Origin of the sequence: Pseudomonas synxantha (genome assembly GCF_900105675.1) — a bacterium.
Lineage (GTDB): Bacteria > Pseudomonadota > Gammaproteobacteria > Pseudomonadales > Pseudomonadaceae > Aquipseudomonas > Aquipseudomonas synxantha.
Map to the genome: position 1 here is coordinate 3970410 of NZ_LT629786.1, position 24440 is coordinate 3994849.

The 24440-nt window shown below is 60.4% G+C and carries 24 protein-coding genes; 18 read left to right on the top strand and 6 right to left on the bottom strand.

The window, feature by feature from the left end:
- Nucleotides 1–137: 137 nt before the first annotated feature.
- The gene (gene ccoM / locus BLU48_RS32565; protein WP_017530457.1) at nucleotides 138–254 is read right to left on the bottom strand and encodes a cytochrome c oxidase subunit CcoM; all 117 of its coding nucleotides are present in this window, start codon (nucleotides 252–254) and stop codon (nucleotides 138–140) included.
- 143 nt (nucleotides 255–397) lie between these two features.
- Entirely contained in the window at nucleotides 398–559 is a 162-nt protein-coding gene (locus BLU48_RS32060; RefSeq protein ID WP_164484814.1) for a hypothetical protein, read from the bottom strand.
- A 133-nt stretch (nucleotides 560–692) separates the two neighbouring features.
- Here BLU48_RS32060 and BLU48_RS18465 point away from each other — a divergent pair, with 133 nt between their 5' ends.
- The 3 genes from BLU48_RS18465 to BLU48_RS18475 all read left to right on the top strand — a co-directional run bounded on the left by BLU48_RS18465 (nucleotide 693) and on the right by BLU48_RS18475 (nucleotide 3304).
- A complete protein-coding gene (locus BLU48_RS18465) occupies nucleotides 693–1565 on the top strand; it encodes a LysR substrate-binding domain-containing protein (protein ID WP_057021959.1) in 873 nt (290 codons plus the stop codon).
- Nucleotides 1566–1655: 90 nt separating this feature from the next.
- On the top strand, nucleotides 1656–2126 hold the full coding sequence (locus BLU48_RS18470) for a RidA family protein (RefSeq protein WP_057021958.1): 471 nt from the start codon (nucleotides 1656–1658) through the stop codon (nucleotides 2124–2126).
- Nucleotides 2123–3304 (top strand): aminotransferase class V-fold PLP-dependent enzyme, encoded by a 1182-nt coding sequence (locus tag BLU48_RS18475; protein WP_057021957.1) that lies wholly within the window; start codon nucleotides 2123–2125, stop codon nucleotides 3302–3304. Before BLU48_RS18470 ends, BLU48_RS18475 begins: the two co-directional genes overlap by 4 nt.
- Here BLU48_RS18475 and BLU48_RS18480 read toward each other — a convergent pair.
- The gene (locus tag BLU48_RS18480) at nucleotides 3301–3642 is read right to left on the bottom strand and encodes a hypothetical protein (RefSeq protein WP_057012007.1); all 342 of its coding nucleotides are present in this window, start codon (nucleotides 3640–3642) and stop codon (nucleotides 3301–3303) included. The genes BLU48_RS18475 and BLU48_RS18480 overlap by 4 nt on opposite strands.
- Before the next feature lie 219 nt (nucleotides 3643–3861).
- Here BLU48_RS18480 and rapA point away from each other — a divergent pair, with 219 nt between their 5' ends.
- Nucleotides 3862–6708 (top strand): RNA polymerase-associated protein RapA, encoded by a 2847-nt coding sequence (gene rapA / locus BLU48_RS18485; protein WP_057012008.1) that lies wholly within the window; start codon nucleotides 3862–3864, stop codon nucleotides 6706–6708.
- A gap of 159 nt (nucleotides 6709–6867) precedes the next feature.
- Here the strand turns inward: rapA and BLU48_RS18490 are convergent, their stop codons facing one another.
- Nucleotides 6868–8214 (bottom strand): spinster family MFS transporter, encoded by a 1347-nt coding sequence (locus BLU48_RS18490; protein ID WP_057021956.1) that lies wholly within the window; start codon nucleotides 8212–8214, stop codon nucleotides 6868–6870.
- Between the two features lie 250 nt (nucleotides 8215–8464).
- Here BLU48_RS18490 and BLU48_RS18500 point away from each other — a divergent pair, with 250 nt between their 5' ends.
- Both BLU48_RS18500 and BLU48_RS18505 read left to right on the top strand, forming a co-directional pair.
- Nucleotides 8465–8833: a YkgJ family cysteine cluster protein gene (locus BLU48_RS18500; RefSeq protein WP_056847410.1), complete on the top strand. Its 369-nt coding sequence runs from the start codon at nucleotides 8465–8467 to the stop codon at nucleotides 8831–8833.
- A gap of 139 nt (nucleotides 8834–8972) precedes the next feature.
- The gene (locus tag BLU48_RS18505) at nucleotides 8973–11237 is read left to right on the top strand and encodes a putative bifunctional diguanylate cyclase/phosphodiesterase (RefSeq protein ID WP_057021955.1); all 2265 of its coding nucleotides are present in this window, start codon (nucleotides 8973–8975) and stop codon (nucleotides 11235–11237) included.
- Nucleotides 11238–11462: 225 nt separating this feature from the next.
- Here BLU48_RS18505 and BLU48_RS18510 read toward each other — a convergent pair whose 3' ends face one another.
- Nucleotides 11463–11765, bottom strand: a complete 303-nt coding sequence (locus BLU48_RS18510; RefSeq protein ID WP_057021954.1) for a DUF2288 domain-containing protein — start codon at nucleotides 11763–11765, stop codon at nucleotides 11463–11465.
- 341 nt (nucleotides 11766–12106) lie between these two features.
- On the opposite strand from BLU48_RS18510, the gene BLU48_RS18515 reads away from it, so the two are divergent.
- From BLU48_RS18515 to BLU48_RS18555, 9 genes are all read left to right on the top strand, one after another.
- On the top strand, nucleotides 12107–13234 hold the full coding sequence (locus BLU48_RS18515; protein WP_046071338.1) for a branched-chain amino acid ABC transporter substrate-binding protein: 1128 nt from the start codon (nucleotides 12107–12109) through the stop codon (nucleotides 13232–13234).
- A 227-nt stretch (nucleotides 13235–13461) separates the two neighbouring features.
- Nucleotides 13462–14385, top strand: coding sequence for a high-affinity branched-chain amino acid ABC transporter permease LivH (gene livH / locus BLU48_RS18520; protein WP_003193535.1), 924 nt, complete (start codon nucleotides 13462–13464; stop codon nucleotides 14383–14385).
- A complete protein-coding gene (locus BLU48_RS18525) occupies nucleotides 14382–15635 on the top strand; it encodes a high-affinity branched-chain amino acid ABC transporter permease LivM (RefSeq protein WP_046071337.1) in 1254 nt (417 codons plus the stop codon). Before livH ends, BLU48_RS18525 begins: the two co-directional genes overlap by 4 nt.
- On the top strand, nucleotides 15632–16399 hold the full coding sequence (livG, locus tag BLU48_RS18530; RefSeq protein ID WP_046071336.1) for a high-affinity branched-chain amino acid ABC transporter ATP-binding protein LivG: 768 nt from the start codon (nucleotides 15632–15634) through the stop codon (nucleotides 16397–16399). The genes BLU48_RS18525 and livG overlap by 4 nt, the downstream gene beginning before the upstream one ends.
- Nucleotide 16400: 1 nt before the next feature.
- Nucleotides 16401–17102: an ABC transporter ATP-binding protein gene (locus BLU48_RS18535; RefSeq protein WP_046071335.1), complete on the top strand. Its 702-nt coding sequence runs from the start codon at nucleotides 16401–16403 to the stop codon at nucleotides 17100–17102.
- A gap of 250 nt (nucleotides 17103–17352) precedes the next feature.
- On the top strand, nucleotides 17353–17649 hold the full coding sequence (locus tag BLU48_RS18540; protein WP_057021953.1) for a BufA1 family periplasmic bufferin-type metallophore: 297 nt from the start codon (nucleotides 17353–17355) through the stop codon (nucleotides 17647–17649).
- Between the two features lie 22 nt (nucleotides 17650–17671).
- Nucleotides 17672–18550 (top strand): MNIO family bufferin maturase, encoded by an 879-nt coding sequence (gene bufB, locus BLU48_RS18545; RefSeq protein ID WP_057021952.1) that lies wholly within the window; start codon nucleotides 17672–17674, stop codon nucleotides 18548–18550.
- The gene (locus BLU48_RS18550; RefSeq protein WP_057021951.1) at nucleotides 18547–19323 is read left to right on the top strand and encodes an HvfC/BufC N-terminal domain-containing protein; all 777 of its coding nucleotides are present in this window, start codon (nucleotides 18547–18549) and stop codon (nucleotides 19321–19323) included. The genes bufB and BLU48_RS18550 overlap by 4 nt, the downstream gene beginning before the upstream one ends.
- Nucleotides 19320–19805 carry a DoxX family protein gene (locus BLU48_RS18555; protein ID WP_057021950.1) on the top strand — a complete coding sequence of 162 codons (486 nt, stop codon included), beginning with the start codon at nucleotides 19320–19322 and terminating at the stop codon, nucleotides 19803–19805. Before BLU48_RS18550 ends, BLU48_RS18555 begins: the two co-directional genes overlap by 4 nt.
- Here the strand turns inward: BLU48_RS18555 and BLU48_RS18560 are convergent.
- Nucleotides 19802–20710: a LysR family transcriptional regulator gene (locus tag BLU48_RS18560; protein ID WP_057021949.1), complete on the bottom strand. Its 909-nt coding sequence runs from the start codon at nucleotides 20708–20710 to the stop codon at nucleotides 19802–19804. The genes BLU48_RS18555 and BLU48_RS18560 overlap by 4 nt on opposite strands.
- A 102-nt stretch (nucleotides 20711–20812) precedes the next feature.
- Here BLU48_RS18560 and BLU48_RS18565 point away from each other — a divergent pair, with 102 nt between their 5' ends.
- From BLU48_RS18565 to BLU48_RS18575, 3 genes are all read left to right on the top strand, one after another.
- Nucleotides 20813–21412 (top strand): short chain dehydrogenase, encoded by a 600-nt coding sequence (locus tag BLU48_RS18565; RefSeq protein ID WP_057021948.1) that lies wholly within the window; start codon nucleotides 20813–20815, stop codon nucleotides 21410–21412.
- Between the two features lie 95 nt (nucleotides 21413–21507).
- A complete protein-coding gene (locus BLU48_RS18570; RefSeq protein WP_057021947.1) occupies nucleotides 21508–22179 on the top strand; it encodes a COG3650 family protein in 672 nt (223 codons plus the stop codon).
- A gap of 106 nt (nucleotides 22180–22285) precedes the next feature.
- Nucleotides 22286–23899, top strand: a complete 1614-nt coding sequence (locus BLU48_RS18575) for an NAD(P)/FAD-dependent oxidoreductase (protein WP_057021946.1) — start codon at nucleotides 22286–22288, stop codon at nucleotides 23897–23899.
- Nucleotides 23900–24440 lie beyond the last annotated feature (541 nt).

A 24440-nucleotide genomic window follows, 5' to 3' on the forward strand; every position in this document is an offset into this window, starting at 1 on the left:
CCAGCCGGCCATAAAAAAGGTGCGATCCGCGAGGGTCGCACCTTTTTTTATATTCGCGGTTAGAGAAAAGCAGAGCAAAAAAAAGGGCGACCGAAGTCGCCCAAAATGCCTTGCGTGCCCATGTAATCCGGAAAAACCTAAGGTTTTTTACGCTTGTTCGCGTCTTTCCAGATAAAAAATCCAAACCCTACAAAAAACAGCACCATGAGGCTTACAGTCAGCACTCCGGCAAAAACCACATTATCGATAAACATGACCGGCCTCCTGCACTTGCCCTGTTGCGATAGGGCTAAGTTAATGGAGAAGGCGCAGTGGGAAATTGATCAGGATCAATGTCGCCCGTAACGGGGCGTAAAGAAGGGTAATAACTGACCTGCATCAATGGATGCAGGCTGTTTCAACGCTTTTTCGGTTTGTTTTTCGACTTCTTCTTGGTTTTTCCCAAGGGCATGGCTTGTTCAAACGCTTGGCGCACTTCATTCAAGCGTTTGTCATTGAGGTCGTGTACACGCTTGGCGCGTTCTGCATTCAGGTCAATCAGCTTATCGTCATCACTCATGGCTTGGCTTACGTCGTGGCGGGAATACCCCAATAATGCGGCCTGCCCCGCCCGACGGCAAATCAGCGGGCGACAAAATGCAGGGCATCGACCAAAATCGGCACCTTCCACTCGACCCAGGAGACGCACCCAGGTGGCCTTGCACAACGACCTTCCACCGCTGCTGGCCCTGCGCGCCTTTGAAGCCGTGGCGCGGCACTTGAGCTTTATCAAGGCGGCGGTCGAGTTGTCGGTGACCCAAAGCGCGCTGAGCCATCAGGTGCATAAGCTCGAACAGCATTTGGGTAAGCCGCTGTTTATCCGGCGTACCCGTGCGATTGATCTGACGTTGGACGGGCAACACTACTACGATCAAATCCGCCCGGCCCTGGAAGCCATTGGCGCGGCGACTCGCAGCCAACGGGCCGCCCCCAGCGCCGGCTTACTGCGCATCGGCGTGCTGGCATCGTTCGCCACGCTATGGCTGGCACCGCGCCTGGCCGACTTTTTCCAGCGCTACCCGCACATTCAGGTGGAATTGCTGCCCGCGATCCAACTGGCCAACGTCGCCACAGCCGAGGTTGACCTCGCCATCCGTTACGGCAAGGGCGACTGGCCCGACGTGCAAGCCACACGCCTGATGGCCGAAATCCTGTCCCCGGTGTGCAGCCCGGGTTTCAAGGCCATGCAGGCGCCCCATGGCGCCTTGTTGATGGCGACTTCACACCGCCCTTTCGAATGGACGGACTGGTCTGCCCATTACCAGGTCGACCTCGGCCCCTACCCCCGCGTCATGCTGCATGACTACAACATTGTGGTCGAAGCTACCGTGGCCGGCCAGGGTATCGCCATGGGCCGCCACCGCCTGATCGAGCGCAGACTCCAAAACGGCAGCCTGGTCCAGGCATTTGATTGGCCGCCCTATCACAGCGAAATCGGCTATTGGCTGATCGCACCCCAAGGCCCGCTCAGCCAAGCGGCCGAGTGCTTCAGCCAGTGGCTCAAGCAAACCTGCGCCAACGCGTGAGTTTTTTCGATACGTCGGTTGAGATCTATCCGTTTGTCGGCCGTCGCGTCGACCGACATGCTCAAACCTCCTGAACCCGGAGGATTCACCATGACCGATTCGATCCGCCAACGCGTACACGCGCTCGGCCTGATACTGCCAACGCCCAGCCAACCGGCGGCCAACTACATCAACCATGTCATCAGCCAACACCAACTGTTTATCTCCGGGCAAATTCCCCTGGTCGATGGTAAACCGGCCTACATCGGGCGCCTGGGCGACTCCCTCAGCGATGAAGAAGGCACACAGGCGGCGGAACTGGCGGCGCTGGGCCTGCTGGGGCAATTGAGCGATGCGCTGGGGGACGACCTGTCGCGTGTAACGCGTACCTTGCGCCTGGGCGTATTCATCGCCAGCACTGCCGAGTTCCAGCGCCAGAGCGTGGTCGCCAATGGCGCCTCGAACCTGCTGGTCAATGCTCTGGGCGATAAGGGCCGACATGTACGCACCGCCATAGGCGTCTGCAGTTTGCCTGCCGGCGTCGCCGTCGAGGTGGATGCCATTTTCGAGCTGCAACCGTGAGCGCGCTGGACATCCAGCAATTGCGCGACACCACGCCTGGGTGTCAGTCGGGCATCGTGCATTTCAACCACGCCGGGGCGTCCTTGCCCAGCCAGGCGACGCTAGATGCCATCATCGAGCAGTTGCGCCACGAAGCTCGTGACGGCCCGATGGAGGCCGGCGAACGGGGCGCCGTGCTGGTGGACAAAGCCCGCCGCGCCGCCGGACAGTTACTCAATACGCCGGCGTCGTCGATTGCCTTCACCAGCAGTGGCTCCACGGCCTGGAATATGGCGTTCCAGGCGTTGGGGCCTTGGCAGCCGGGCGACCGCATCCTGGTGGGTCGCCATGAATGGGGCGGCAACCTGGCGAGCATGGCGCTGGCCGTGCAAGCGGGCGCGCAGGTGGAGGTGATCCCCTGTGACGCTGCCGGCGCGGTCTGCCCGGTGGCACTGGAGGCGATGCTCGACGCCCATGTGAAGCTGATCGATCTTACCTGGCTACCGGCCAACAGTGGCCTGGTCAACCCGGCCCAGGCCATCGGCGCGGTAGCCCGGCGGCATGCCATCCCCTACTTTATCGACGCGGGCCAAGCCGTCGGCCAGGTGCCCGTGGATGTGCAAGCGTTGCAGTGCGACGTGCTCAAGTCCGCCGGTCGCAAACACCTGCGCGGGCCTCGCGGTACCGCACTGCTCTATATACGGCCTGATTTCCTCCAGCACCTGAACCCCGTCCAGCGCGACGTGTTTTCAGCCCCCTGGACTGCCGAGGGCTTCGACTTGCGCAACGACGCCCGGCGTTTCGAAACCAGCGAAGTGTCCTTCGCCTTGCTGGCAGGCTTGGGCAATGCGTTGCAAGAGATCAATCGATGGGGGATCGAGCGGGTGTGGGAGAGGGTCTCGCAGACCAGCACACGTATCCGCGAAGCACTGCGTCAGCTACCGCAGATTACCCTGCACGACTTGGGCACCACGCATTCAGGTTTGATCGCTTTCAACCTGGCTGGCTGGGATAGCTTTGAACTCAAGCGACGCCTGGGATTGAAGCGCATCAACATCGGCGCCAATGGCATCGCTTATACGCCGCTGGATATGCAAGCACGCGGACTGGCAAGCATTGCACGGATATCCGTCAGCCCGCTCAACACCGATGACGACATCGAGCAGCTGATGACGGCCCTGGGTGAACTGAGCGACTAAACCTCGATATCCACCCACAAGCCCTGGCGCGGCGCGTCTTCGATCAGCGGCGCCACGGGAACGGTGTTGTCAGCGTTGAGCAGGTCGCCGGGAATGGGCAAGTGCTGCTGCGCCTCATCGTCGGCTTCGCGCCGGCGTTTCTGCTGTTCCTGCTGGCGGCGTTGCTCTTCGCGCAGCAAAAAGGTCGATTGCTCGGCATCGCCCTTCTTCAGGTCGATGGTGCTCTCATTGGAGCCCGGTTGAACGGGTACCACCGGCGGAATATCCGGCTTCTGGCGTGCCGGATCGAGTTGCGACGTGACCGGCACAACACTGACGGGCAGCATGGGTGGAAGCATGATAGTTATTCTCCTGATCAACAGGCTGTCGGCGGGTGGCAAGGCGACTTGAGCACCGGCGTGCCAAGCTGTGACCCAGTCGACACTCGCAAGTGCCCGCCACCCGTCGATTCAACTCCCGGCGCACCTCACAAACAGCGTAGTTTTTGTCAGAGTCCTTGGGCGCAGGGGCTTGTTCCGTTAAGATAGTCGGCTTTTTCACGGCGGGAGTCAGGCAGCATGGCGCAGCAGTATCAACCGGGGCAACGCTGGATTAGTGACAGCGAAGCAGAGCTGGGGTTAGGCACCGTTCTGGCACAGGACGGGCGCTTGTTGACCGTGCTCTATCCGGCCACTGGCGACACCCGCCAGTATGCGCTACGGAATGCGCCCCTCACTCGCGTGAGGTTTTCGCCGGGTGACACCATCACCCATTTCGAAGGCTGGAAAATGACCGTACAGGAAGTCGACGACGTCGATGGCCTGCTGGTCTACCACGGCCTCAACGGGCAGAACGAGCAGGTCACCCTGCCGGAAACCCAACTGTCCAACTTCATCCAGTTCCGCCTGGCCAGCGACCGTCTGTTCGCCGGGCAGATCGACCCGCTGGCCTGGTTCTCGCTGCGCTATCACACCCTGGAACACACCAGCCGCCAACTGCAATCGTCATTGTGGGGCCTGGGTGGCGTACGCGCGCAACCCATTGCGCACCAACTGCACATCGCCCGTGAAGTCGCTGACCGTATCGCGCCTCGGGTCTTGCTGGCTGACGAAGTGGGCCTGGGCAAGACCATCGAAGCGGGCCTGGTGATCCATCGCCAACTGCTCTCGGGCCGTGCCAACCGCGTGCTGATCCTGGTCCCGGAAAACCTGCAGCACCAGTGGCTGGTGGAAATGCGCCGCCGCTTCAACCTGCAGGTCGCGCTGTTCGATGAAGAGCGCTTTATCGAAAGCGATGCCACCAACCCGTTCGAAGACACCCAGCTTGCACTCGTTGCGCTGGAGTGGCTGGTGGATGACGAGAAGGCCCAGGACGCGCTGTTCGCGGCCGGCTGGGACTTGCTGGTAGTCGACGAAGCCCACCACCTGGTGTGGCATGAAGACAAGGCCAGTGCCGAATACAGCCTGGTCGAGCAGCTTGCCGAGGTCATTCCCGGTGTCCTGCTGCTGACCGCCACCCCGGAACAACTCGGCCAGGACAGCCACTTTGCGCGGCTGCGCCTGCTCGATCCAAACCGTTTCCACGACCTGCAAGCTTTCCGCGCCGAGAGCGAGAACTATCGCCCGGTGGCCGAGGCCGTGCAGGAATTGCTGGACAAGGGCCGCCTGTCACCAGCCGCGCACAAGACTATCCAGGGTTTCCTCGGTAACGAAGGCGAAGCCCTGCTCACCGCCGTCAACGATGGCGACAGCGAAGCCAGCGCCCGCCTGGTGCGTGAACTGCTCGACCGCCACGGCACCGGCCGCGTGCTGTTCCGCAATACCCGTGCCGCCGTGCAAGGCTTCCCCGAGCGCAAGCTGCACGCCTACCCGCTGCCGAACCCGGATGAATACCTCGAATTGCCTTTGGGCGAGCACGCCGAGCTGTACCCGGAAGTCAGCTTTCAGGCGCAACCGGACATCGAGGAAGAAAACCGCTGGTGGCGCTTCGACCCACGGGTCGAGTGGCTGATCGACCAACTGAAAATGCTCAAGCGCACCAAGGTCCTGGTGATCTGCGCCCACGCCGAAACCGCCATGGACCTGGAAGACGCCCTGCGCGTGCGCTCCGGCATCCCGGCCACGGTATTCCATGAGGGCATGAACATCCTGGAGCGTGACCGCGCCGCCGCCTACTTCGCCGATGAAGAGTTCGGTGCCCAGGTGCTGATCTGTTCAGAAATCGGCAGTGAAGGCCGCAACTTCCAGTTCTCCCATCACCTGGTGCTCTTCGACCTGCCGTCCCACCCTGACCTGTTGGAACAGCGCATCGGCCGTCTGGACCGGATCGGCCAGAAACATGTGATCGAGCTGCACGTACCGTACCTGGAAACCAGCCCGCAACAGCGCCTGTTCCAGTGGTATCACGAAGCACTGAACGCCTTCCTCAACACCTGCCCGACCGGCAACGCCTTGCAGCATCAATTCGGCCCACGCCTGCTGCCATTGCTGGAAGCTGCCGACGACGGCGAGTGGCAAGCGCTGATCGACGAAGCCCGTGCCGAGCGCGAACGCCTGGAGCAGGAGCTGCACACCGGTCGTGACCGCTTGCTGGAACTCAACTCCGGCGGCGCCGGTGAAGGCGATGCGCTGGTCGAAGACATCCTCGAGCAAGACGACCAGTTCGCCCTGCCGATCTACATGGAAACCCTGTTCGACGCCTTCGGCATCGACAGCGAAGACCATTCGGAAAACGCACTGATCCTCAAGCCGAGCGAAAAAATGCTCGACGCCAGCTTCCCCCTGGGTGACGACGAGGGTGTGACCATCACCTACGACCGCAACCAGGCACTGTCGCGCGAAGACATGCAGTTCATCACCTGGGAACACCCGATGGTGCAAGGCGGCATGGACCTGGTGCTGTCCGGCTCCATGGGCAACACCGCCGTAGCATTGATCAAGAACAAGGCGCTCAAGCCGGGCACTGTGTTGCTGGAACTGCTCTACGTCAGCGAAGTGGTGGCGCCGCGCTCGCTGCAACTGGGTCGCTACCTGCCACCGGCCGCCCTGCGCTGCCTGCTGGATGCCAATGGCAATGACCTGTCGGGGCGCGTGTCGTTCGTGACCTTGAACGACCAGTTGGAAAGCGTGCCACGGGCCAGCGCCAACAAGTTCGTACAGGCCCAGCGCGATCAGCTCACGCCGCGCATCAACGCCGGTGAAGAGAAGATCGCCCCGCGCCACGCCGAGCGTGTGGCCGAGGCCAAGCGTCGTCTGGCCGCAGACACCGACGAAGAACTGGCGCGCCTGACCGCATTGCAAGCGGTCAACCCCACCGTGCGTGACAGCGAGCTGGTTGCCTTGCGCAATCAACGCGAGCAAGGCTTGGCCATGCTCGATAAGGCGGCGCTGCGATTGGAAGCGATTCGGGTGTTGGTGGCGGGCTGATCATTCGCTGCCAATTAGGAGGCCCGCTTAGTGCGGGCCTTTTTTATTGGTCTTGAGGGCCTCATCGGGGGCAAGCCCCCTCCCACACTGACCGAGTAGAGTTCAGACAACTCGGTCAAATGTGGGAGGGGGCTTGCCCCCGATAGGGTCACCTCGGTCTCATGCCGTTACCGCAGAAGCCGGCACTTGAACCCCACTCAGCCCATCCTTCATGCGCTTGGCATCGCGCACAAAACTACGTGACGCCTGGAACAAAAACAGCATGGTCAAGAACAGCGCCACCGGAATCAGGTACATGGCGTCATGCAACCCCACGGCTTTATAAGCCTCAGTCATCTGCTCCGCTCCCGCCGCGTACATTGCCGAATGGGCAAAGTGATCAGACAGCCCGCCCACCACAATCGGTCCCATCCCGCCGCCGAGCAAATACAAACCGGCAAAGAACAGCGCCATTGCCGTAGCGCGCAGGCGCGGTTCGACCACATCCTGGATCGCCGTATAAACGCAGGTGTAGAAGTTGTAGGCAAACAACCAGCCCACACTGAACAGCGAGACAAACACGCCAATCTCGATACGCCCGGCATGCAGGGCCCAGGCGGTAGTCACCGTGGAGATAATCAAGCTGCACGCGGCAAACAGCAGACGGCCATTGGCGATCCGCTGATGAATCTTGTCGGCAATCCAGCCGCCCAGGGTCAAGCCCACCAGGCCGGTCAAACCGACAATCACACCCGTCGCGACAGCCGCATCCTGCAATGGCATCAGAAAATACCGTTGCAGCATCGGCACCAGGAACGAGTTGCACGCATACGTAGCAAAGTTAAAGCACAGCCCGGCGAGCACCAGCCAGAGAAAGGTCGGCACTGCCAGCACGCGACGGATCGGGCGGTCGACGCGCTCCTGGGAGACTTGCACGGTTTCCGCCGCGCCGCGCTTGGGTTCTTTTATATAGAACATGAACACCGCCAGGATCAGCCCCGGCACCGCCGCGATAAAGAACGGCGCACGCCAGCTGTCGAAAGCCTTGACCATCCAGCCGATGGTAAAGAACGCCAGCAACAGGCCCAACGGCAGACCGAGCATAAAAATGCCCATGGCTCGCGCACGGCGGTGGGCGGGAAACAGGTCGCCAATCAGCGAGTTGGCAGCCGGCGCATAGCTGGCCTCGCCAATACCAATGCCCATGCGCACCAGCAGGAAGCTCCAGAAACTGCCGACCAAGCCGTTGACTGCCGTCAGCCCGCTCCAGGCGAACAGGCCCCAGCCCATCAATTTGCTGCGTGAGCCAGTATCGGCCAGGCGCCCGAGCGGCAGCCCGGCGATGGCGTAGACAATGGTAAAGGCGGTGCCGATGATCCCGAGCTGGAAGTCGCTCAGGTGCCATTCCATGCGAATGGGCTCGATGATGATCGCGGGGATGGTGCGATCAAAGAAATTGAACAGGTTGGCGAGGAACAGCAGGAACAGAATGCGCCAGGCATTCGCCGCTTGGGTCGAGTTCTGCATGGGTCCGTCTCTTTTATTGTTATGAGAGCTGCGATGCCCGACGCATCCTGCCCGGTACCTGCAACATAATCAGGCTGGCAGCGGTTGTCTGTAATGATTCGTAAAGCTGATAGGGCATGATTTCACCCGATAACGCGGGATTTCACCCACAAAAATATAAGTGCTTGCCCCCCTTCCCAATGGCCTTGGCACGGATAGAATGGCGAGCCTTCCGTTGCACCCTCCTCTTACCTTCTTATCGATGACGCCCATGTCCGAAGCCAGTCCGTGTCTGAATTGCGGTGCCTGCTGTTCACACTTTCGTGTGTCTTTCTTTTGGGGCGAGTGCGCCTCATCCGGGGGTACGGTGCCCGATGACCTGGTGGTGCAGATCAACCCCAGCCGAGTGGCGATGATCGGTACCGACCAGAAGCCCGCGCGGTGTTGCAGCCTTGAAGGTGAGGTTGGGCAGGCAACCAGTTGCTCGATCTATGAACAGCGTTCCAGCGTATGCCGCGAGTTCGATTCTTCCTGGAGCCAGGGGGTGCAAAATGTCGACTGCGATGCGGCGCGCGCCGCGTTCGGCCTGGCCCCCCTTGAGGAGCAACACTTCGAACTGGAATTGCCCATCAGTGCTTAGCACCAAACGTTATGTGTCGCATGCCAAAATCATTGAAATCAAAGTGCCATTATTCATCGCAAATGCCACGAGGCTTTCTATACTCGACGTCATAGGTCATCGCCTCTGGCAGTGACGTGGCTCCAAGATGGGATAAGCTATGGAATGGCTGGGTCAGCATTTTTTTACCGACCTTCCAGACAGCGGGCATTTATTACTCAATTGCAGTCATAACCCCTTTCTGGTGCTGCTCGCCTACCTGGTCGCCTGCGCAGCGGGTTTCGGTACGCTAGACATGGCCGAACGCGTCGGCCATGTCGAAAACCCCACCGCCCGCCGTCATTGGTGCTGGCTGGGAGCGGGTTGCCTGGCGGGCGGGATCTGGTCGACCCACTTCATCAGCATGCTGGCCTTCCAGGCCCCTGTCGCCATTCACTACGAACTTCTCACGACCTTCGCTTCCCTGCTGATCGCCCTGATCGCTGCGCTATTGGCCATGCAAACCCTCAGTCATGCCCACGTGCGGCCCCACCAATACCTGCTGGCCTCAGTGTGGATGGGCCTGGGCATCGCACTGATGCACTACGTGGGCATGGCGGCCATGCGCTCCCAGGCCCAGGTGTACGTTGAATCGCGACTGTTCATGGCGTCGGTGGCGATTGCCATCGGTGCCAGCCTGGCGGCGTTGCTGCTGTCCAGTTACCTGCGTAACGGTGCCGGGGTCTTTCATCAATTGCTCAAATACGCCGCCAGCCTGGTGCTGGGCGCCGGAATCCTGAGCATGCATTTCACAGGCATGGCCGCCATGCAAATGCTGGTACTCAATGATGCGGACCTGTCGCTGCCGGTAGATAACAACCCGATTCAACTGGGCCTGTCGGTGGCGGTGATTACTTTGCTGGTGATCGGCAGCAGTATCAGCGCAGCCCTGGCGGATAAAAAACTGCAACACAAGGAGCATGACCTGCGCCGGGTCAACGCGCTGCTCAGCGAACTGGACCAGGCTCGCGCCTCGCTGCAACAGGTGGCCCACTTCGATGCATTGACCAATCTGCTCAACCGCCGCGGGTTCAATCAGATTTTCGCGGAAAAAGTCGTAGAAAAAACGCGAAACAAAGGGATGATGGCGGTGATCTTCCTCGATATAGATCACTTCAAGCGCATTAATGACAGCCTTGGGCACGATGCTGGCGACCAGTTGCTCACCGTATTGGCCGGGTATATCAAAAGCTCGGTACGCAGCCATGAGGATGTGGTCGCACGGTTTGGTGGCGATGAGTTCTGCATCCTGATCAACATCCATCATCGCGACGAAGCACGGCACTTGGCCCTGCGCATCATGCAGAAAATGAAAGAACCCATCGAACTGGCCGGCCGACGCATGGTGATGACCACCAGCATCGGCATCAGCCTGTTCCCCGACGACGGCCAGACCTGCGAAGAACTGTTGAAAACCGCCGACCTGGCGCTTTATCAATCCAAGGATGCCGGGCGCAACAGCCTGCACTTCTTCAGCTCCAACCTGAAAACCCGCGCGTTCCTCGAACTGCAGCTGGAAGAAGAGCTGCGCGCTGCCCTGCGCGCACGCAGTGGGTTGGTGCTGTTCTATCAACCGATCTTCGACATGAAGCTTGCCAAGGTCACGCGCCTGGAAGCCCTGGTGCGCTGGCAGCATCCGCAGCACGGGCTGCTGGCACCGGACCGCTTTATCGGCATCGCCGAGAATAACGGGCTGATCGCGGAGCTCGACCACTGGGTACTGCGCCAAGCCTGTCATGATCTGAGCCTGCTGTCTGACCGAGGCTACACAGAACTGACCATGACGGTGAACTGCTCGGCGCTGAACCTGGCCCGGGACGAGTTGGCCGATGAAATCGAAGCCGCCCTGCGCTTCGCCACTGTGGCCGCCAACCGCCTGGAACTGGAAGTCACAGAAAACGCACTGATGGGCAATATCAGCAGCACCCTGGCGCTGTTGCGGCAAATCCGTGCGTTGGGCGTCTCCCTGGCGATCGATGATTTCGGCACTGGCTATTCATCCCTGGCCTACCTCAAGCGCTTGCCGCTCAACACCTTGAAAATCGACCGCTCGTTTATCCAGGACATCCCGAGATCCAGAGCCGACAGCGAAATTGTCCAGGCGATTATCGGCATGGCCCACACCCTGCACTTGCAGGTGGTCACTGAAGGCGTGGAAACCCAGGAGCAATTCGAGCTGCTACTCAGACATGGCTGCGACTATATCCAGGGCTACCTGCTCAGCCCGGCGGTGCCCTTCAACGAGATCATCGGCGTGATTCAAGGCATTGCGCTGCGCAACCCGCTTTACCCATTCAGCGTGGAAGGCGCCACGGACACCTCACCGCCGAACGACCCTGCGCCGGCGCGCATCGGCCCGCCTTCAATCGTCAGGCCAATTCGCTGAGATCGAGCGTTCGAATGGACAGTCCAGTCGCTGAACTCCAGCGCCCTGGCACACCCGGAAACAATTCATCCTCGATTTCCTCTCGGTATCAACTGTTCCCGTGACGTTTACGTCACCCTCGGCTGTGACCTTTCTCTACGGCAAGGTGCCATCACCGGCCGGGCGGTTACTCCGCTACACACTTGCAGAGGATAAAAAGACGCACCTTTTTCGTGCAGGTAATTCTTAAGCTGCCCTTTCCTGGATCAGGATCCAAGGCGATACCACCACCGCCCACAGGCTCGGGTCTCGCTCCACCAAGTCCAACGCCCGCATTGCAGACACTTCGCCAAGGCTCCCCGCAGCCAGCCAGGCGGCGACTTTCTCACGGTTGTCCTCGGCCATTCCCTCGGCCGCTTCGATCAGATCCAGGCCGGCGTCGACCCACAATAGGGCACCCTTGGCAAAGAACGGCTCGAGCTCCTTCCAGGAAATTTCGGCGGTTTCACCGAGCAGCTTGGCATAGAGGGTGCTAGGTTCTTGCGTCATGGGAGTTCACCTGAATAAAAAATCGGCGCAATCATAGCCTCGTAACCCAGGTAGAAAAACCCAGTAGCAAATGAGGTAGCGATTGAAAGTGCCAGGAAAGCCAAGGAATGCCTTGAAGGTTGATAAGAACCCGCCGCAATTCTGTCTTTTTCTTTCATTTAAGCGACATAGCAGTGGTATGCCCCCAGCTGCCAGCTTTTCAAGCGATCAACCGGCGCTCTACACTGTACCGGTACAGTTGCCAGGGCAATGCCGGGGGGATATCCGCGATATCTGATCCGGTTCTGCAGCTCACAAGGCCGCTAGAACTATAAAAAATACAACAGTAAGAGTGGAGCACTATGAATAAGGCTACTAAGCAGATTTCCAAACTGTTTGCCGCTATGGTCCTGGCTGGGGTTGCCGGCCATTCGTTCGCAGCCGACACCATCAAGATCGGCATCGCCGGTCCCAAGACTGGTCCGGTGACGCAATACGGTGACATGCAATTCATGGGTGCCAAGCAGGCAATCGCCGACATCAACGCCAAGGGCGGCGTCGATGGCAAAATGCTTGAAGCCAAGGAATACGACGACGCCTGCGATCCGAAACAAGCCGTGGCCGTCGCCAACAAAGTGGTCAACGACGGCGTCAAGTTCGTAGTCGGTCACCTCTGCTCCAGCTCCACTCAGCCAGCGTCGGACATTTATGAAGACGAAGGCGTCATCATGATTACCCCAGCCGCCACCAGCCCGGAAATCACCTCCCGTGGCTACAAGCTGATCTTCCGCACCATCGGCCTCGACAGCGCGCAAGGCCCAGCGGCCGGCAACTACATCGCCGACCACGTGAAGCCGAAGATCGTTGCCGTGCTGCACGACAAACAGCAATACGGTGAAGGCATCGCCAGTGCCGTGAAGAAAACCCTCGAAGAGAAAGGCACCAAGGTTGCCGTCTTCGAAGGCCTGAACGCCGGTGACAAGGACTTCTCCTCGATCATCCAGAAACTCAAGCAAGCCAACGTCGACTTCGTCTACTACGGCGGCTACCACCCTGAGCTGGGCCTGATCCTGCGCCAAGCCAAGGAAAAAGGCCTGAACGCCAAGTTCATGGGCCCGGAAGGCGTCGGCAACGACTCCATCTCGCAAATCGCCCAGGGCGCTTCCGAAGGCCTGCTGGTGACCCTGCCGAAGTCCTTCGACACCGACCCTGCCAACAAAGCCATCGTCGAAGAGTTCGCCAAGAACAAGCAGGACCCAACCGGTCCGTTCGTGTTCCCGGCCTACTCGGCCATTGAAGTCATCGCTGGCGGCATCAAGGCGGCCAAGAGCGAAGACACCGCCAAGGTGGCCGAGGCCATCCACGCGGGCACCTTCAAGACCCCTACCGGCGATCTGAGCTTTGACGCCAAGGGCGACCTGAAAGACTTCAAATTCGTGGTCTACGAATGGCACTTCGGTAAACCAAAAACCGAAGTTTCCCCTCAGTAAGCCAGGCGTTACTGGTCAACAAGCCCACTGTGCAAGCAGTGGGCTTTGTTTTACGAGGTTTATGGGCCATGTCACCCGCGATCCGGGCGCTGGCTCACCTGAAAATCTTAAAACCGTCACCAGCGGTTCGCTGGCAAACGCTTTGTGCAACCTGCTCACAGAACAGGGCACCCAGCCGGAAATGACTCCACCAGTGAAATGCGTATCGGGTTTTTAGGAGCGCTGTAATGCCTGAGATCTATCATTTTTTCCAACAGCTGGTTAATGGCCTGACCATTGGCAGCACCTATGCCTTGATAGCCATTGGCTACACAATGGTTTACGGCATCATTGGAATGATCAACTTCGCCCATGGCGAGGTGTACATGATTGGTTCCTACGTGGCCTTCATCGCCCTCGCCGGGCTGGCCATGATGGGGATCCACTCCCTGCCGCTGTTGATGACCGCTGCGTTCCTGGCGTCGATCATCGTGACCAGTGCCTATGGCTACAGTATCGAGCGGGTTGCCTACCGTCCCTTGCGGGGCAGCAACCGTTTGATCCCGCTGATTTCCGCCATCGGCATGTCGATTTTCCTGCAGAACACCGTATTGCTGTCCCAGGACTCCAAGGACAAGTCCATTCCCAACCTGATCCCGGGGAGCATCTCCTTCGGCCCGGGTGGCGCACAAGAAGTGCTGATTTCGTACATGCAGATCCTGGTCTTCGTCGTCACCCTGGTGGCCATGCTGGGCCTGACCCTGTTCATCTCCCGCTCCCGTCTGGGGCGCGCCTGCCGGGCCTGCGCCGAAGACATCAAGATGGCCAACCTGCTGGGCATCAACACCAACAACATCATCGCCTTGACCTTCGTCATTGGTGCCGCACTGGCGGCCGTGGCGGCCGTGTTGCTGAGCATGCAATACGGCGTGATCAACCCCAACGCCGGTTTCCTGGTGGGCCTGAAGGCCTTTACCGCAGCGGTATTGGGCGGCATCGGCAGCATTCCGGGCGCGATGCTCGGCGGGCTGGTGCTGGGTGTGGCCGAAGCCTTTGGCGCCGATATCTTCGGTGACCAGTACAAGGACGTCGTGGCGTTCGGCCTGTTGGTTCTGGTGCTGTTGTTCCGTCCGACCGGCATCCTGGGCCGTCCGGAGGTTGAGAAAGTATGAGCAGATATCTTAAATCGGCGTTTTTCAGCGCCTTGCTGGTATGGGCCGTGGCCTTTCCGGTACTCGGCCTCAAGCTGAGCATTGTCGGCATCAACCTGGAAGTGCATGGCACCGGTCCCGTGACCCTGGCAGTCATCGCCCTGTGCTCGGTGCTGATGTTCCTGCGCGTGCTGTTCACCCAGCAGGTCGGTGCCTTGTTCAAGGGCAATCGTGGCCCGTTGGTGTCGCCCAAGGTCAGCCAATTCCTGACCCTGCCGCGTACCCAGCGCTACATCATCATCGGCCTGATTATCGCCGCGCTGATCTGGCCGTTCTTCGGCTCCCGCGGTGCGGTCGACATTGCCACCCTGATCCTGATCTACGTGTTGCTGGGCCTGGGCCTGAACATCGTGGTGGGCCTGGCCGGCCTGCTTGACCTTGGTTATGTGGGTTTCTACGCCGTGGGTGCCTATACCTACGCGCTGCTCTCACACTACCTGGGCTGGAGCTTCTGGATCTGCCTGCCATTGGCCGGTATGGCGGCGGCGACGTTCGGCTTCCTGCTGGGCTTCCCGGTGCTGCGCCTGCGCGGTGACTACCTGGCGATCGTGACCCTGGGCTTTGGTGAAATCATCCGTCTGTTCCTGCGTAACCTCACCGACATCACCGGTGGCCCCAACGGCATCAGCAGCATCCCCAAGCCGACGTTCTTCGGGCTGTCGTTCGACCGTACCGCAGCCGAAGGCATGCAGACCTTCCACGAATACTTCGGGATTGCCTACAACCCAGTAAGCAAAGTGGTGTTCCTGTACCTGGTGGCGCTGTTGCTGGCGCTGGCGGCACTGTTCGTGATCAACCGCTTGCTGCGCATGCCCATCGGCCGCGCCTGGGAAGCGTTGCGCGAAGATGAAATCGCCTGCCGTGCCCTGGGCCTGAACCCGACCATCATCAAGCTCTCCGCGTTCACCCTGGGTGCCGCGTTCGCTGGTTTTGCCGGTAGTTTCTTCGCCGCCCGCCAAGGCCTGGTGACCCCCGAGTCGTTCACCTTCATCGAGTCGGCGATCATTCTCGCCATCGTGGTGCTCGGTGGCATGGGCTCGCAATTGGGCGTGATCCTGGCGGCGATCGTGATGATCCTGCTGCCGGAAATGATGCGTGAGTTCAGCGAATACCGCATGTTGATGTTCGGCGCCTTGATGGTGCTGATGATGATCTGGCGCCCTCAAGGCCTGCTGCCCATGCAACGTCCACACATGGAGCTGCGCAAATGAGCCGCGAGATCCTGAAAGTCGAAAACTTGAGCATGCGCTTCGGCGGCTTGCTGGCGGTCAACGGCGTAGCCCTGACCGTGAAAGAGAAACAGGTTGTAGCACTGATCGGCCCCAACGGCGCCGGCAAGACCACAGTGTTCAACTGCCTTACCGGCTTCTACAAGCCGAGCGGCGGCAGCATCCTGCTGGACGGCCAACCGATCCAGGGCCTGGCGGGTCACGAGATCGCTCGCAAGGGCGTGGTGCGTACCTTCCAGAACGTGCGGTTGTTCAAGGACATGACCGCAGTCGAGAACCTGTTGATCGCCCAGCACCGCCATTTGAACACCAACTTCTTCGCAGGCCTGTTCAAGACCCCGGCGTTCCGCAAGAGCGAGCGCGAGGCCATGGAGTACGCGGCGTACTGGCTGGACAAGGTCAACCTGACGGAATTTGCCAACCGCCCGGCCGGCACCCTGGCCTATGGTCAGCAGCGTCGCCTGGAAATCGCTCGTTGCATGATGACCCGCCCGCGGATCCTCATGCTCGACGAACCCGCCGCCGGCCTGAACCCCAAGGAAACCGAAGACCTCAAGGCGCTGATCAGCGTGCTGCGTGAGGAGAACGACGCCACGGTGCTGTTGATTGAACACGACATGAAACTGGTCATGAGCATTTCCGACCATATTGTGGTGATCAACCAGGGCACGCCGCTGGCCGACGGCACGCCGGAGCAGATCCGCGACAATCCTGAAGTGATCAAAGCCTATCTGGGGGAAGCGTAAAATGCTGCAGTTCGAAAACGTTTCCACGTTCTACGGCAAGATCCAGGCCCTGCACGACGTCAATGTCGAAGTGCGCCAGGGTGAGATCGTCACCCTGATCGGCGCCAACGGCGCCGGCAAATCGACCCTGCTGATGACCCTGTGCGGTTCGCCCCAGGCCCACGGCGGCAGCATCCGTTACATGGGTGAGGAACTGGTGGGCAAGCACTCCGCCGAGATCATGCGCAAGAGCATTGCCGTGGTACCGGAGGGTCGTCGGGTGTTCTCGCGCCTGACCGTGGAAGAGAACCTGGCCATGGGTGGGTTCTTCACCGACAAGGGCGACTACCAGGAGCAAATGGACAAGGTGCTGCACCTGTTCCCGCGCCTCAAGGAACGCTTCAGCCAGCGCGGCGGCACCATGTCCGGCGGCGAGCAGCAAATGCTCGCCATCGGCCGGGCGCTGATGAGCAAGCCCAAGCTGCTTCTGTTGGACGAACCGTCCCTGGGACTGGCACCGATCATCATCCAGCAGATCTTCGACATCATCGAACAGCTGCGCAAGGATGGTGTAACGGTGTTCCTGGTGGAGCAGAACGCCAACCAGGCGCTGAAAATTGCTGACCGTGCCTATGTGCTGGAAAACGGTCGGGTGGTGATGCAGGGGACTGGCGAGCAACTGCTGACGGACCCGAAGGTGCGGGAGGCGTACCTCGGCGGCTAAGACCCGGTAACTGAGTAAACCGGATCTAAATGTGGGAGGGGGCTTGCCCCCGATGGCAGGCTGACAGTCACTGCATCTGGTGACTGAACCACCGCTATCGGGGGCAAGCCCCCTCCCACATTTTTTGTGTGAACCGAAAGATTCTCGAATTAATTTCGAACTCTTTGTAACGAACTCACCCCCTCCTCTCTCTAGTGGTGCAAGCAGGCAATCAAGCCCGCTCATTCAACCCACTGCTGGAGTTATACCCATGACCACCAAACTGTCCGCCGCCTCCCTCATCCTGGCCCTGGGCTCGGCCCTGAGCCTGTCCGCCCTGAGTACCACCGCCCACGCGGCCGACGAGATGCAGAAATGCTTCGGCGTGGCTGAAGCCGGCAAGAACGACTGCGCCGCGGGTGCTGGCACTTCCTGCGCTGGCACCTCCAAAACTAAAGACCAGGCCAACGCCTGGAAACTGGTGCCCGCCGGCACCTGCACCAAGACCCCAAGCACCACATCGCCGACCGGCTTCGGCCAGGAAGCCCCCTTCACCGCCAAGTCCTGATCCCCCGCAAGCCTGAGTACTGATGATGACGCCAACACCCGACTACACGGTCTCACTGGATCAGGCGCCTGGCCTGCCCTTGCGGGCCGGGCTGGGGCTGAAGGCCGAGCACTTTACCCAGGTGCTTGAGACCCGCCCCGACATCGGTTTTTTCGAAGTGCACGCCGAAAACTACATGGTGGCCGGCGGCCCCTTTCATCACTACCTGGGCTTGATCCGCGCACAGTACCCACTGTCACTGCACGGCGTGGGCCTGTCCATCGGCGGCGAAGGTCCACTGGACCTTGAGCACCTGGCACGCCTGGTCACGCTGATCGAACGCTATCAACCCCAGTCTTTTTCCGAACACCTGGCCTGGTCCAGCCACGGCCCGGTGTTTCTCAACGACTTGCTGCCCCTGGCCTACGACGCCAGCACCCTGAGCCGGGTATGCGACCACGTCGATCAGGTACAAAGCACACTCAAGCGGCCGATGCTGCTGGAGAATCCCTCGACCTACTTGCAGTTCCAGCGCTCTACCCTGGATGAAACCGACTTCATCAGCGAGGTCATCCGCCGTACCGGTTGCGGCCTGCTGCTCGACGTCAACAACGTCTACGTATCCTGCATCAACCACCAGCGCGATCCATCGGCCTACATCGACGCCCTGCCCTTGCACGCTGTGGGGGAGATTCATCTGGCCGGCTTTGCCGAAGACACAGACAGCCTGGGCGACCGCCTGCTGATCGATGACCACGGCGCGCCTATCGATAACGCTGTGTGGCAATTGTACGAACAGGTACTGACACGGACCGGCCCGGTAGCCACCTTGATCGAACGGGATAATCAGGTGCCGGCATTCAGCGTGCTGCAGGCCGAGGCCCGGCAAGCCCAATGGTATTTGTCGCAGGTGGCCAGATGAGTATTCAACACGAATTTGCCCAGGCTTTGCTGGCGCCCGACGCAGTCTGTCCCGAGGGTGTGTTCAGCAGCAATGGTGCCGACCCGGCAAGCCGCTTCGCGGTGTATCGCAATAACGTTCACAGCTCGTTGAACGATGGGCTGGCGGCCGCTTATCCGGTAGTGCGGCGATTGGTAGGCGATGAGTTTTTCCGTGCCATGGCCGGCCTGTACGTCCAGGCTTATCCGCCCACTACCCCGTTGATCAGCGAATACGGCAACTCTTTGGCTGACTTTATCCAAGGGTTTGAGCCGGCTTCGAGCGTGCCTTACCTGGCAGATATAGCGCGATTGGAACGCCTGCGGGTTCGCGCCTATCACGCGGCGGATCGCCAGGCGCTGGACCAGCCCAGCGTTCTTCAACAACTGCAAGGCGCAGAGCAACTGGGACACCTGCGTGTGCAACTGCACCCATCGCTCGCCACGCTGAACTCCCCCTACGCAATCGTCGCGGTATGGGCCGCGCACCAGACCGAGGACGCTATCGCCACGTTGAACCCCTGGCATGCCCAGGGCGCTCTGGTCTTGCGCCAAGGGTTGGCGGTCAAGGTATTTGCCATCGACAGTGGCTCGGTCATCTTTATCAACCGCCTCAAGCAAGGTGCCGGGCTGGAGGCGGCCGTTGCCAATGCGCTTGAAGCCTCGGCCGAATTCGACCTGCACCAATGTCTCAAGCTGCTGATCAGCCACGACGCCATCACTCATTTGCATCTGGAAAGAAAGGTATCGCCATGAACGCGCCCGCCCCCTGCCTGGTAAAACGGGCCATCGCCCTGTTCGAAAACATCCCCTACAGCCTGATCGCGTTTATTGCGCGCTTCTCCATTGCAGCAGTGTTCTGGAAATCCGGGCAAACCAAAGTCGAAGGCTTTGCCATCGATCTGGTCAGCGGCACATTCCAATGGGGCGAGCCCAAGCTTGCTGCGTCGGCGTTGTGGTTATTTCGCAGCGAGTACCACGTGCCGTTGCTGGCGCCGGAAGTGGCCGCGCATATGGCGACCTTTGCCGAGCATTTTTTCCCGGTGCTGATCCTGCTGGGATTGGCTACGCGCTTCACGGCCCTGGCCCTGATCGGCATGACCTTGACCATCCAGTTGTTCGTCTACCCTGATGCCTATCCGACCCACGGCACCTGGATTGCGCTGCTGTTGCTGTTGCTCGCCAAGGGGCCGGGCAGCCTGTCCATCGACCACTGGATTGCCCGTCGCTTGCGTTAAAGCCGATCCAACGCCTCGCCGCTGCGCCTGAACCAGTCCACCAGGTAATCGGCCAATACCTGGGTACGCCGCGGCAGGCCACCCTGGTAGGGGTGCACCAGGTACATCGGCATGCTGCGCGTCTGGTAGTCGCGCAGGAGCCAGCATAACCGGCCTTCGGCCAGTTCCTTCGGTAATACGTAGGACGGCAGCCGCGCGATACCGGCGCCCACCAGCGCGGCTTTTTTCAGCAGGTTGTAGTGGTTGGAGGCAAACGTGCCGCTTACCCGTACCCGCAGCAATTCGTGTTGCTGGTGATACAACCATTCCTCGCGTCCGCTGTAGTGACTGTTGAGCAAACAGATGTGTGTCGCCAGGTCCGCCGGGGTCAGTGGTTCGCCATGCTGTTCCAGATAGGCCGGGCTGGCGCAGGTCATCTCGCGCCACGCCAGCAGAGGCTTGGCCACCAGGCGTTCATGTTCGATGGCACCCGAGCGTACGCCCAAGTCAAAACCATCCCGGGCCAAGTCGCGGTAGCTGTTGTTAAGCTCCAGCTCGATCTGTACCTGCGGATATTGTTTGGAGAACTCCAGCAATAAGCCATCGAAGAAGGTCTCACCTAACGAAACCGGAACGGTCATGCGCACAGGACCGGTCAAATCATCTTTGAGCCGCGCCAATGCCTGGCGCGCGCGCTCCACCTGCACCACCAGCGCTTGTGCCTGGGGCAGCAACGCCGCGCCGGCGGCGGTGAGGCTCAGTTTGCGCGTCGTACGGTGCAACAGCACCACGGCAAACTGCGCTTCCAACTGGCTGATGCGCTTGGACAGCTGCCCCTTGCTGCAACCCAGTTGCTCGGCAGCCAGGGTAAAGCTGCCAGCTTCGATCAGCACCGCGAAGGCCGCCAGGTCATCCATTTCGCTCATGGATTGTTTCCATTTGAAAACCAAAGGTTGCCTATTAGCGCGTTTATCCACTGAAAAAGCCACACTAGACTGAACCTTCACTATCTCTGGAGGAACAGCACGATGAAAATCCTATTGATTGGTGCCAGCGGCACAGTCGGTTCGGCGGTGAAGGCGGAACTGAGCGAGCGTCACGAAGTGATCAGCATCGGTCGCACCAGCGGCGACTTCCAGGTGGACATCAGCGACAGCGCCTCGATCCATAGGCTGTTTGAACAAACCGGCAAGTTCGATGCGCTGGTCTGTGCAGCGGGCAACGTCAACTTCGTAGCCTTGGGCGAGATGAGCGAAAGCGACTTTGAACTGGGCCTGCGTGACAAACTGATGGGCCAGGTCAACCTGCTGCTGATCGGTCGGGAGTATGCCAACGACGGCGCTTCGTTCACCTTCACCAGCGGCATCCTGAACCGTGATCCGATCCGCACCGGCGCCTCGGCAGCGTTGGTCAACGGTGCACTGGACGCATTCGTCAAAGCGGCCGCCATTGAATTGCCACGCGGCCTGCGTATCAATGCTGTGAGCCCGACCGTTCTACTGGAAGCCATGGGCAGCTATGCACCGTATTTCCGTGGCTACAAACCAGCTCCAGCTGCCGATGTGGCGCTGGCTTACGCAAAAAGCGTCGAGGGCCTACAAACCGGTCAGACCTTTATCGTAGGCTGAATTTGATGTCTGTCAGAAACACCTGAAGCCGGCGAGCGGGCTTGTGATGCGGCGCCAGCCTGCGTAACGTGGCGGCACTTGTTTGGAGACCCAATATGCGCGCCGCCCGTACCCTCGCCCTGTTTGCCTTGCTTCCCCTGTTCGCCGCTTGCCAGCTGTTCGAAAGCGAGCCGGCCAAGCCGTCTACCGTCGGGCTGACCCGGATGCAGGGTGAATTGACCGCGGCGGACGGCAAGCTGTTGTTCCAGCCGTGCGGCGACCAACGTAACTACGTGGTCAAGGATACCGGCGGCACCAGCATCCTGCAGGAAGCGGCCTCCCTGGCCGGCCAGCAAGGCGCACTGTTTGCCGACCTGCGCGGCAAGTTTTCCGGGGTTGCCACCGGTACCCAGGGCGAAGTGGAGCTGCAACAGCTGTACCGCGTCGAACGCTCGACCTCTGCCTGTACCGACCCGGACTTCAAGCGCATGATCCTGCGCGCCAACGGCCATAAACCGGCCTGGGCGATGAACGTCACGGCCAAGGGCATGGTGCTGGAACGCGAGGGCCAACCGCCGTTGGCAGTGCCGTACGTCGAAGAACAGCTGGGCGACGGCCGCTTCAACCTGATGACCGAAGCCAATAACCAGCACATCGAACTGTGGGTGGCGCCCCAGCGCTGCGTCGACAGTGTGAGCGGCAGCTTGCAACACATGAGCGCCGAGTTGCGGGTTAACGGCCAGGTGCAGCGTGGTTGCGCAGCCTTTGGCGGCTCGCGGGACGACTGATTCGACCCTGCGCTGTTTTAACCTGACGGAAAGTCGCCATTGGGGCTTATAATCGCCGGTTTGCAAAACAGCCGGCCTTCTCGCCCGCCGCCTACCGGATCCTGTCATGTTACGAATCACCGAACTCAAGCTGCCCATCGACCATCCCGAAGAAGACCTGCGGCCAGCCATCGTGCAGCGCCTGGGCATCGCCAGTGATGACCTGCTCGATTTCACCCTGTTCAAACGCAGCTACGATGCACGTAAAAAATCGTCGGAGCTGTGCTTCATCTACACCATCGACTTGAACGTGAAGGGCGAAGCCGCCCTGCTGCTCAAGTTTGCCGACGACCGCAACGTCAACCCGGCCCCCGACGTCAGCTACAAGGTGGTGGGCCAGGCGCCGGCAGACCTGGTCGAGCGGCCGATCGTGGTGGGGTTTGGGCCCTGCGGGATCTTCGCCGGGCTGCTGCTGGCACAGATGGGCTTCAAGCCGATCATCCTCGAGCGCGGCAAGGAAGTGCGTCAACGTACCAAGGACACCTGGGGCCTGTGGCGTAAAAGCGTGCTCAACCCCGAGTCCAACGTGCAATTCGGTGAAGGCGGCGCCGGCACCTTCTCCGACGGCAAGCTCTACAGCCAGATCAAGGACCCGAAATTCCACGGCCGCAAGGTGCTGCACGAGTTCGTCAAGGCCGGCGCGCCGGAAGAGATCCTCTACGTCAGCAAGCCCCATATCGGCACCTTCCGCCTGACCGGCGTGGTGGAAAACATGCGCGAGCAGATCATCGCCCTCGGCGGTGAAGTGCGCTTCGAGCAACGCGTCACCGACGTATTGATCGAAGAGGGGCAGTTGAACGGTGTGGTCGTCGACGGCGGCGAGCAGATTCTCTCAAGGCATGTGATTCTTGCCCTGGGCCACAGCGCCCGCGACACCTTCCGCATGCTCCATGGCCGCGGCGTTTACATGGAGGCCAAGCCGTTCTCGGTGGGTTTCCGTATCGAACACCCGCAGTCGCTGATCGACGCCGCACGCCTGGGCAAGTACGCCGGCCACCCGAAACTGGGCGCGGCCGACTACAAGCTGGTGCACCACGCCAAGAACGGCCGTTCGGTCTATAGCTTCTGCATGTGCCCGGGCGGCACTGTGGTGGCCGCGACCTCGGAACCCAATCGCGTCGTGACCAACGGCATGAGCCAGTACTCGCGCAACGAGCGCAACGCCAACTCCGGCATTGTGGTCGGCATCACGCCCGAAGTGGATTACCCGGGTGGCCCGTTGGCCGGTATCGAGTTGCAGGAACGCCTGGAGTCCCACGCCTACATCCTCGGCGGCAGCAACTACGAGGCACCGGCGCAGTTGGTGGGCGACTTTATCGCCGGCAAACCGTCCACCGCCTTAGGCAGTGTGGAACCTTCCTACAAGCCCGGCGTATCCCTGGGCGACCTGGCCCTGGCCTTGCCGGACTTCGCCATCGAGGCCATCCGCGAAGCCTTGCCGGCGTTCGAGAAGCAGATCAAAGGTTATTCGCTGCACGATGCAGTGTTGACGGGGATCGAGACCCGCACGTCATCACCGTTGCGCATTACCCGCGATGAGTCGATGCAGAGCCTGAACGTAAAAGGCCTGTTTCCGGCCGGGGAAGGTGCGGGTTATGCCGGCGGGATCCTGTCGGCGGGTGTTGACGGGATTCGGATTGCCGAGGCGTTGGCGCGGGATATGCTCGGCATCAAGGCCTGAGCACACCGCAATACGATGGTGGGAGGGGGCTTGCTCCCCCCTGACGGCCTCATAATCCACAGATATCTACGTGACACACCTCGGTCAAATGTGGGAGGGGGCTTGCCCCCGATGGCGGCCTCACAGCCGACCAGCATGTTGGACTTTGATCGAGTACATATCCGTTATTTAGGTTACGGCCACTATTGGTTCCGCTTTTACAGCGGGTCACTTTTGAAAGAGCCCAAAAGTAACCAAAAGGCTCTTGCCCCACCACTCGGCACCTCGCTTAGGCTCGGTGTGCCCGCAATCCGACAGGGATTTGGGGGGCCGCCGCCACGCGCCATCCATGGCGCGGGGCGGCTAAACCGGCATCCCTGCCGGTTTACCCCCAAATCCCTGTCGAATTCCGGCCAGCGTGGTTTAACGGGGCGCCTAAGATCAAAAGCCAGATCAAGATCAAGAGCGGCTCGCTACGCATCGTGGTTACCGTCGGCTGCTACACAGTTGTGTAGATACCTATGGCTATCGGGGGCAAGCCCCCTCCCACATTTTGATTTGC